The sequence below is a fragment of the Sphingobium bisphenolivorans genome (genome assembly GCF_000412635.1).
In the GTDB taxonomy this organism is placed as follows: domain Bacteria; phylum Pseudomonadota; class Alphaproteobacteria; order Sphingomonadales; family Sphingomonadaceae; genus Sphingobium; species Sphingobium bisphenolivorans.
The window spans coordinates 1-8859 of sequence record NZ_ASTG01000039.1; the positions used below are offsets into that span (position 1 = coordinate 1).

Annotated in this window: 7 protein-coding genes and 4 pseudogenes; 5 read left to right on the forward strand and 6 right to left on the reverse strand. The window is 59.7% G+C overall.

Annotation, left to right across the window (positions count from 1 at the left end; genetic code table 11):
* The 4 genes and pseudogenes from L858_RS0118880 to L858_RS0118895 all read left to right on the forward strand — a co-directional run.
* Window positions 1–651, forward strand: a pseudogene (locus tag L858_RS0118880) (hypothetical protein); the annotation flags it as partial.
* 364 nt (window positions 652–1015) lie between these two features.
* Window positions 1016–1912, forward strand: coding sequence for a cytochrome P450 (locus L858_RS0118885; RefSeq protein WP_202951369.1), 897 nt, complete (start codon window positions 1016–1018; stop codon window positions 1910–1912).
* Window positions 1909–2388: a DoxX family protein gene (locus L858_RS20780; RefSeq protein ID WP_202951370.1), complete on the forward strand. Its 480-nt coding sequence runs from the start codon at window positions 1909–1911 to the stop codon at window positions 2386–2388. The genes L858_RS0118885 and L858_RS20780 overlap by 4 nt, the downstream gene beginning before the upstream one ends.
* 164 nt (window positions 2389–2552) lie before the next feature.
* Window positions 2553–3620, forward strand: a complete 1068-nt coding sequence (locus L858_RS0118895) for an aromatic ring-hydroxylating oxygenase subunit alpha (RefSeq protein WP_022684622.1) — start codon at window positions 2553–2555, stop codon at window positions 3618–3620.
* Window positions 3621–3879: 259 nt separating this feature from the next.
* Here L858_RS0118895 and L858_RS21815 read toward each other — a convergent pair.
* Window positions 3880–4058, reverse strand: a pseudogene (locus tag L858_RS21815) (IS3 family transposase); the annotation flags it as partial.
* Between the two features lie 193 nt (window positions 4059–4251).
* A complete protein-coding gene (locus L858_RS0118905; RefSeq protein WP_022684624.1) occupies window positions 4252–5004 on the reverse strand; it encodes an SDR family NAD(P)-dependent oxidoreductase in 753 nt (250 codons plus the stop codon).
* Window positions 5005–5118: 114 nt separating this feature from the next.
* On the opposite strand from L858_RS0118905, the gene L858_RS0118910 reads away from it, so the two are divergent.
* Window positions 5119–6024, forward strand: a complete 906-nt coding sequence (locus L858_RS0118910; RefSeq protein ID WP_022684625.1) for a LysR substrate-binding domain-containing protein — start codon at window positions 5119–5121, stop codon at window positions 6022–6024.
* A gap of 208 nt (window positions 6025–6232) precedes the next feature.
* Here the strand turns inward: L858_RS0118910 and L858_RS0118915 are convergent, their stop codons facing one another.
* From L858_RS0118915 to L858_RS21495, 4 genes and pseudogenes are all read right to left on the reverse strand, one after another.
* Window positions 6233–6553: a hypothetical protein gene (locus L858_RS0118915; RefSeq protein ID WP_022684626.1), complete on the reverse strand. Its 321-nt coding sequence runs from the start codon at window positions 6551–6553 to the stop codon at window positions 6233–6235.
* A 247-nt stretch (window positions 6554–6800) separates the two neighbouring features.
* On the reverse strand, window positions 6801–7637 hold the full coding sequence (locus L858_RS0118920) for a 23S rRNA (adenine(2030)-N(6))-methyltransferase RlmJ (RefSeq protein WP_022684627.1): 837 nt from the start codon (window positions 7635–7637) through the stop codon (window positions 6801–6803).
* Between the two features lie 284 nt (window positions 7638–7921).
* A pseudogene (leuD, locus tag L858_RS20785) lies at window positions 7922–8595 on the reverse strand (3-isopropylmalate dehydratase small subunit).
* Window positions 8592–8859 (reverse strand): annotated as a pseudogene (locus L858_RS21495) (aconitase family protein); the annotation flags it as partial. The pseudogenes L858_RS21495 and leuD, both read right to left, overlap by 4 nt.

Sequence of the window (8859 nt, forward strand, 5' to 3'; positions counted from 1 at the left end):
CACCCAGATCGTCGCGCTATAGTCGGCGGCGTTGCACGGATCGATGCTCGCTATATGCTGCTGCACGATAATATCCTCGACCTCACTCATCTGAGCTTCCTGCACCGCAACAGTGTCGGCAGCCCTGGAATCGCCGCAGCGAAAGTGCGCAGTACCGACCTAGCCAATGGCTTGCTGGTCTCTCGTGAAGTGGACGGCGATACGGTGGAGGGCTCGCCCCTGGGCAAAGCGCTTGGGATCCGTGGCCCGGTGGACCGGATCATGCCTCAACATTTTGCCGCCCCCTGCCTTCATGTAACCGGCCCTGAATTCCGCAGCGCACAGGAAGGCGGCGTCAATCCAGGCCATTCCTTTGGCGCCTTTCGAGTCATCCACGGCATCGTTCCGGAAAATCCTCACACCACCCTCTATTTCTGGGCATTCACAAGGAACTTCCGGCAGGACGATCCGGGCATGACCGACGCGCTTCGCCGCAATATCGAGGCGGCGCTGGATGAGGACATTCAGGCTTCTGAGGCGATCGAAAAAATGCTTGTCGTCCCTGGCGGACCAGAGGAAATCCACTCTCCTGCGGATGCAGTCGGCGCCAAGGGGCGACGGATCATGCAGCGCCTGATCGACAACGAGGTTGATGCCGCTCAGGGCAGGTAGAGCATAGCAAGCCTATCACCGTCTCCAGCTGGCGCATGAGACAAGAAAGGACAGGACAGTGCAGGACAATTCAGCCGCGGCGCCGCCCAGCATAGACATTGACGTATTCGGCGATGCATTTCTGGCTGACCCCTACGCCCATCACGATGTGCTGAGGGAGGCGGGTCCTGTTTTCCAGTTACCTCAGTACGGGGTCTATGGAATGGCCCGGCATCAGGAAGTTAGCGCAACACTCAAGGATTGGGAGTGTTTCGTATCATCGCGCGGAGTAGGTCTTAGCGACTTCGCGGTCGAGGAGCCGTGGCGGCCACCTTCTCTTCTCCTCGAGACCGACCCTCCCGTTCACCATCGGACCCGAGGCCTCATGAATCAGGTCGTCAGCCTGTTGGAACTGCGGGACCTGAAAGCGCGGTGGCAGGACGAAGCGGATAAGCTGGTCGAAGGTTTGATCACGCAACGCAGGATCGATGGCGTTCTCGATCTCGCCCAAGCTTTTCCCCTCCGCATCTTTCCAGCAACGATTGGCCTGCCCGACGGCGGGGACGATCATCTACTTCTTTACGCCATGGCTACTTTCAACGCTTTCGGCCCCCGCAATCAGATATTCCAGCAAACGAATGATGCGGCTGCACCTGCCATTGCTTGGGCCACAAGTGCGTGTGAACGCGCGAATCTTAAGCCGGGCGGATGGGGAGAGAAGGTGTTCGTCCAGGCCGACGCGGGCCTGTGCTCTCAGGAGGAAGCGGCGCGTCTGGTCCGTTCGTTTCTCTCGGCAGGTATAGATACGACGATAAACGGGCTCGCCAACATGTTGCTGGCCTTCGCGTCCCATCCTGAACAGTGGCGGAAACTGCGTGACCGACCGGAGTTGGTGAAGCGCGTCTTTGATGAAGCGCTCCGCTGGGACTCTACTGTTCAGACCTTTTTCCGCACTGCCAGCTGCGATGTTGAAGTCGCCAACACCCTTATTCCTGAAGGCACCAAGGTTTTGCTGTTCCTGGCCGCAGCCAACCGAGATCCTCGTAGATGGAGTGACCCGGAGCTTTTCGATATAGAACGCAACGCCAGCGGCCATGTCGGCTTCGGCTATGGCATTCATCAGTGCTTGGGACAGATGGTAGCGCGGCTTGAGGCTGAGGTGGTGCTCGGCGCCCTACTGCCCCGCGTAGCGGAGATCCGCCTTGTCGGAGAACCTAGGCGCACACTCAACAACACTTTGCATGCGCTCGGATCTTTGCCACTGGAGTTTGTCCGAGCATGACCGATATGGTGAATCGCCTTCCATTTTCTCGAAACGGGATTTTAGGTGTGTTGCGCCTGATCACCGGGGCATTGTACACGCAACACGGGGTTCAGAAACTATTCGGATGGCCGGCAGGCGGGCATAATGACGGCGCGGTTGAATTGCTAAGTCTCGTCGGAGCAGCTGGAATTCTCGAGCTGTTAGGCGGTATTTCGCTGGTTCTAGGTCTAGCTACAAGATCTGTCGCGTTCGTCTTGGCGGGGCAGATGGCGTTTGCTTACTGGTTCATCCACTTCTCTGCCGGGCTGCAAATGGAAAACGGCTGGATGCCCATCGTTAACGGAGGGGATCTAGCGATCGAATTTTGCTTCGTATTCCTTTATTTAGCAGTTGCGGGTCCTGGGAGCTGGAGCGTGGATAACCTGTTTCAATCCTCCGCTGGGCCGGAGCGGAGCAATTATAAAGGTCCTTCCCCGACTGATCGTGTAGCGTGACCGTACTCAAGCTGACCAATCGCGATGACTTCCTGGCCGGCCAGGAGTGCTGGCGCTACACTGCCCCGCCTTGCCCGACACACTTTCGTGTCAAGAATTCCTCGCAGAGCGGCAAGCTGGGCAGCCGGCACGGATCTATCTCTTTCTAATTTCTTGAGGTTGAAGTGATCGAAGCTCGGACAACACTGCCTACTTGGCCGACTAACGCATGGTATGTCGCGTGCACCCCCGGTGAAATCGTGGGCAAGCCACTTGGACGTCAAATCTGCGGTGAGCGAATGGTGTTTTACCGCAAGGGCAACGGAGACGCCGTCGCTCTGGAGAATTTTTGCCCCCACCGCGGTGCTCCGCTGTCGCTCGGCTTCGTCCGGGACGACTTGCTTGTCTGCGGCTATCACGGCCTTGCGATGGGCTGCAAAGGTCAGTCCGAGAGCATGCCGGGCCAGAAGGTCAAGGGTTTCCCCCCGATCCGTTCCTTCCCCGTGATAGAGCGCTATGGCTTTATCTGGGTTTGGCCGGGCGACGCGGAACTGGCTTCCCGGGAGAAGCTGCACCATCTCGAATGGGGCGAGAGCGACGAATGGGCCTATGGCGGCGGCCTCTATCATATTAAATGCGATTATCGCCTGATGATCGACAATCTAATGGACCTCACACATGAAACCTATGTCCATTCCTCCAGTATCGGACAGAAGGAGATCGACGAGGCGCCTGTAACCACACGCGTCGTCGGAGACGAGATTCATACCAGCCGCATGATGAATGGCGTGAAAGCGCCTCCATTCTGGCAGATGGCGCTGCGTGGCGCCGGGCTACCAGCCGAAGCGACGGTTGACCGGTGGCAGATCTGCCGCTTCTCCCTGCCAAGCCACGTGATGATCGAGGTCGGCGTCGCGCTCGAAGGACATGGCGGGTGCGGAGCCGACAAGGCCAAGAAAGCATCCAGCATCGTCGTCGATTTCATCACGCCGGAAACTGAAACGTCCCACTGGTATTTCTGGGGTATGGCACGCCAGTTCGCCATCCACGACGACGCCCTGACGAGGCAAATCAGGGAGGGCCAAGGAAAAATTTTCAGCGAAGACCTCGATATGCTGGAGCAGCAGCAGGACAATCTCATCCGCTACCCCGAGCGCCGCCTGCTCAAGCTCAACATCGACGCTGGCGGCGTACGGTCGCGCATGATGATCGAGCGAGCCATCGCTGCCGAACGTGGCGAAGTCCTTGAATAGGGACAACGCTCGAACAGGGTTTCGCTTGTAGAGCAGCAGTGGCGACGACCGGGGACCGAGCGTCTCACTCTTGCAGTTCCGGCTATGATTTTGAACGTGGATAATCGATAAAGACCGGTTTTCACGGCGCGCTGAAAGCGGGTGTTGGCGTCGGCTCTAAACCGGTCGATCTGTCGCACAGCGACCCCTTGGGCGACCTAATTGCCGACATCACCGGCAGCAATGAAGCAGACTCGACGATAGACGCAGTGGGCTTCAAGGCCCGCGGCCATGCCGGTGGCTCGCGCGCGAGGAACGGTCGGCGAGCGCTGTCAGAACATCCTCATGCTTGAGCTGCCACGCGGCGATGAGCGCCAGGCACTCCCTGCTGGCCTCGTCGATGATGGTCAGGATGCGGAACTTGCGGCCGCCGTGTGCGCGCCCTACTACGAAGTCGTAGCCCATATATGCCGACAAGGTTCGGCAATTCCAGGTTCTGGGAAGAAGACCGCGTCGGAGTGACGGATTGTTAGGCTCCAGCCGCTTCTGCCATCGACCCCTTGTGGCCGTTCAGCCGCCCATCTTTCCTTTCCAGCTCCGGCCGGATGCTGCCGCTCGAGGCGACGTTCCATCCGGCCATCGAGGTTGATGTTCAGATTTGCACCTGCCCGCCATCGACAAAGAGTTCTACACCGTTGACGAAGCTGGCGTCATCCGAGGCGAGGAACAACACGGCCTTGGCGATCTCCTCGGGCTGGCCGACGCGACCCGCAGGGATCAGGCTGGCGAGATAATCCTTTGTCCCCTGCGCTTGCTCGCCACCGCCAAAGAGATGATCGAGGCCGGCAGTCTCGGTGACGCCGGGGCTGATGGCGTTCACGCGGATGTGCCGGTCCTTGAGGTCGAGGATCCAGTTGCGGGCGAAGTTGCGCACCGCCGCCTTGGTCGCAGAATAGACGCTGAAGGCTGGAGTACCGGATATGCTCGTGGTCGAACTTGTCAGGATGATCGAAGCCCCGTCCTTCAACAGCGGTAGCGCCTTCTGGACCGTGAAGAGGACGCCCTTCACATTGGTATCGAAGGCGCTCTGGTAATGCTCCTCTGTAATCGAGCCCAGCGGGAGCATCTCGCCGCCGCCCGCATTGGCGAACACGACGTCGATCTGCGGATGCTTCTGCTGCACGGCATCATAAAGCCGATCAATGTCGGCCAAGTTGGCCATGTCGCCCTGAACGCCCGTGACTCGGCCGCCGATTGCCTTGGTGGCAGCATCAAGCGTGTCCTGCCTCCGCCCGGTGATAAAGACTGAGGCGCCTTCTTCCGCGAAGGCCTTCGCGGTCGCCAGCCCGATGCCGCTCGTGCCGCCGGTCACGACCACCACCTTGTTGTTGAACTTGTTCGTCATTGTCTGTCTCCTTCGGGTTTCGGCGAAGCGCCGTGGCCTTTACGAGATGCCTCCAGAACGATGATGCGTGTAGTCAGCAGATATGGCACTTAGCGTTCTATTGGAGGAACGCTTATGCGGATCGATCTGAATGACTATGCCTATTTCGCCGAGGTTGTCGCTCATGGCGGCTTTGCAGCGGCGGGGCGCATTCTGCGGGAGCCCAAGTCCAAGCTGAGCCGCCGCATTGCAAGGCTGGAGGAGCGCCTCGGGCTTCGCCTGATCGAGCGGTCGAGCCGACGTTTCCGCGTAACGGATACAGGGCTCGCTTTTTACGAGCGGTGCCGGGCGATGTTGGCCGAGGCCGAGCAGGCGGAAGCATTGGTCTTGCAGGCGCAGGCGGAACCCCATGGCCGCATTCGCTTCAGTTGTCCCACCGGCATGATCGAGCCGATATCGGGCCTGATAACCTCTTTCCTCGCCCGCTATCCCAAGGTGCGATTGCAGTTGGTGGCAACGGACCGAGCAGTAGACCTGATCGAGGAGCGGATCGACCTCGCCCTGCGGGTACGCGCCGCGCTGACGAGCGACGCTGCCCTCACCATGCGGTCGCTCGGCCAATCAACCCGTATCCTCGTTGCCTCCCCCCAGCTGGCAAGCCAGATTGCGGAAGTAAGCCAAATCGCGACACTTCCCGCACTCGTAACCCATGATGCCGCAGACGATCTCGAATGGCATCTGGAAACCGAGGACGGCTGCAAACAGGTCGTCCGGGTCGAGCCGAGAATGGGCTGCTCCGACATGATCGCAGTGCGCAGCGCGGCCATCGCCGGACTCGGCATCGCGATGCTGCCAGACCATGTCTGCCGCGACGCGCTTCTCGCCGGTAAGCTCGTTCATGTGCTGCCTGCCTGGCGCGGGCTTCAAGGAGTCGTGCATCTGGTCTTCACGACGCGCCGGGGACTGCCCCCAGCCGTGCGTGCGTTGATCGATCATCTTGCGGCAGAGTTTCCTCGCGAAATGGTGGCGCGGACATTTTGAGACAATGTCACGAATTGGGCATCGTCGATCTTTTGTGGTCCTTTGGCGTCAGGGAGAGCGGTTCTGGGTCTGAGGGAGGGCTCGCCGCCGACATCCCGTCTCTCAGGTGCGGACCGATCGCTTCCTTAGTGCATGCGCGGACGAATGGCACGATCGCGCCTAGCTCCATTGATACCTCCGATGGCGGGGGTGCACGACGTACGCCCCCTTAATCCCCGTTGGCATCAACCATGAAAACCGTGGGTTTGCCTCGCGACGCAGGGTCCCATCCTGCCGATAATGCCGCCCGCACCCCCCGCGAAGCGATCGCATCGTTGATGTGCAGACGCCCTTTCGGCAGTCCTCTCATCAGGCGCTTGGGTGGCGGAAATTCCAGCACCGCTTCGCGCGGCATATCTCTCTGACGTAGGGAGACGGTCATTCCCTTCCAGCCATCGGAAGAGGACAATTGGGGCTCGCTCAGGAGTTCCCAATCATATTTGAAACCGTCGATCTCGACAGTGCCGCTGCGGCCGGGTGCTTGAAACATGTCATACCCTTAGCATGCCAGCGACGGTACTCCATCCACGGTGTCGCAGGTTTTTTCGACACCCTTGGTCGCCATTTCTGAGCGAGCAGGATCATATGATGTAGTCCGTCGCCAACGGGCGTATAAGCACAATCGTCTGGAGCGCGGCCACCCAGGGTGGACTGTGCTTAGAAAAATCAGCGTAACCCGATCTGTTTGCAACCTGAAGGGCGGCCTCCCCCCTCTGGGTAAAGGGTAAGATGAGGGCCTATTTTAAATCGCCCAACCAACCGGATATAATCTCACCCTTATGCCCTTCGGGCGCTAACGCCGCGCGCAAAGCCTCCAACAGTGGCGGCAGTGCCTGCGTGAAAGCGTATGGGGGATTGATGATAAAGAGGCCCGCGCCATTATAGATGCCGGGTTGCTCGCTATCGTACAGCCAATGCTCCACCCGCAGCAGTTTCGGGATGCCGAGCTTGCGTAACTGCTCCTTCCACCGCCGATGCGTGGCCCGGTCTTTCAAAGGAAACCAGATCACCGTCACGCCATGCCCCCATTTTCGGTGAGCGGCGGCAAGGGTGGCCGTGATGCGCGCGCGTTCGTCCGGCTGCTCGTAGGGCGGGTCGACCACCACCACGCCGCGCGCGGTGCGGGGCGGCACCATCGCCAGCCACAGTTCGTAGGCGTCGCGTTCATGCACGGCCGCGCTGCTGCCCCGCATCACGCCGCGCAGGGTGTCAGCGTCTTTCGGGTGCTTTTCGTTTAGGATCAGAAAATCCTGCGGGCGCAAAAGCTGCGACATAATCCGTGGCGAGCCGGGATAAAGGCGCGGTTCGCCACCCCCATTCACCGCCTGCACGGCGGCGCGGTAGTCGTCCAGCAAGGGGTCCGGGTCGGCAAAGGCCCGCAGCACGCCCTGCATGGCCTCGCCGGTGCGTTGGGCTTCGTCGCCGCCAAGGTCGTACAGCCCGCAGCCGGCATGGGTGTCGATCAGAGTCAGCGCGCCCTGCTTGTGCTGCAAGGCCCGCACCAAGGCGATCAGGAGGCTGTGCTTGACGACATCGGCGCTATTGCCGGCATGGAAGGAATGGCGATAATTCATTGTGGTTCAAAATCCTGTCGATCTGCCCTTACACGGGCTGCTCGACCTTTTGCAAAGCGAAGCTATGGCAGCGCCGGCATTGCTGGGGTGGAAGCCGAGCGTCAGGCGAAGCAACCAACCCGGTCATCGCATAGGGTCGGGCGGAAACCAAAGCACTTCAGCGCCAGCCCCCCAGCCCGCGTTAGCGATCCTCATCGAGAATGTCCCAGTCCTGACCGAGCGAACACAACCTTTAAATTGGCCTCCATTTCCCTGCGACGCTGCACGATTCCGGGACGTCAGGTTCAAAGGGGCCAAAGTGGGATGGCTGCCCTCGCGGTCTTAAGCGGCTGGGCATTGTCGAAGAAGTGAGGGAACCTAGAGCAAGGCTGGAGACTGAAGTTATCCTCTAACCACGGGCGCTCGATATAGGCTTTCTCTTCGTAGTTTTTGATTAGACTTTGAGCAGAAAGTGTTAAATTTATCTCGTCCAATCCGTTGATTAGAGCCCACTTACGGAACAGATCAAGTTCGAAGTGAAATCTCTCGCCACCCGAGATCGAAACCTCCTGCTTTTCTAAGTCAACATTCATGACTTCAGAGCGAGCAGCCTCCATCAGCCTGAAAACGGAATTCGGCCGCAGCACCACGCTCAGTATACCGTTTTTGAATGCGTTACCGGAGAATATTTCTGAGAAGCTTGGCGCGATCACCACTTTGATGCCGAGGTCGGCCAGCGCCCATCCAGCATGCTCACGGCTGGAGCCGCGATTATCGCCCGCGATTAGGATCGTGCTGCCCGCATATTCGGGATCGTCGAAGACATTTCCAGGTTTCTGGCGCGAAACCTCGAATGCGCCCTCACCCAGGCCGCTCCGCGAAGTAGTTTTCAGCCAGTGCGCAGGAATGATGACGTCTGTATCGACATTCTTCATACCGACGGATAGGCTCGGCCCGACAGTTGCGTCAGCGATTTCACCAGGCTGCTCCCTTCATCAGTTCACGCACGTCGGTCAGATGTCCGGTGATGGCAGCGGCGGCGGCCATGACGGGCGAGACGAGATGCGTCCGCGAACCCGGTCCCTGCCGGCTTATGAAATTGCGGCTACTGGTTGACGCGCAGCACTCACCGCCGGCACCTTGTCCGGGTTCATGCCGAGACATGCCGAGCAGCCCGGCTCGCGCCACTCAAAGCCCGCTTCGGTGAAGATGCGGTCGAGCCCCTCGGCCTCGGCCTGGCGCT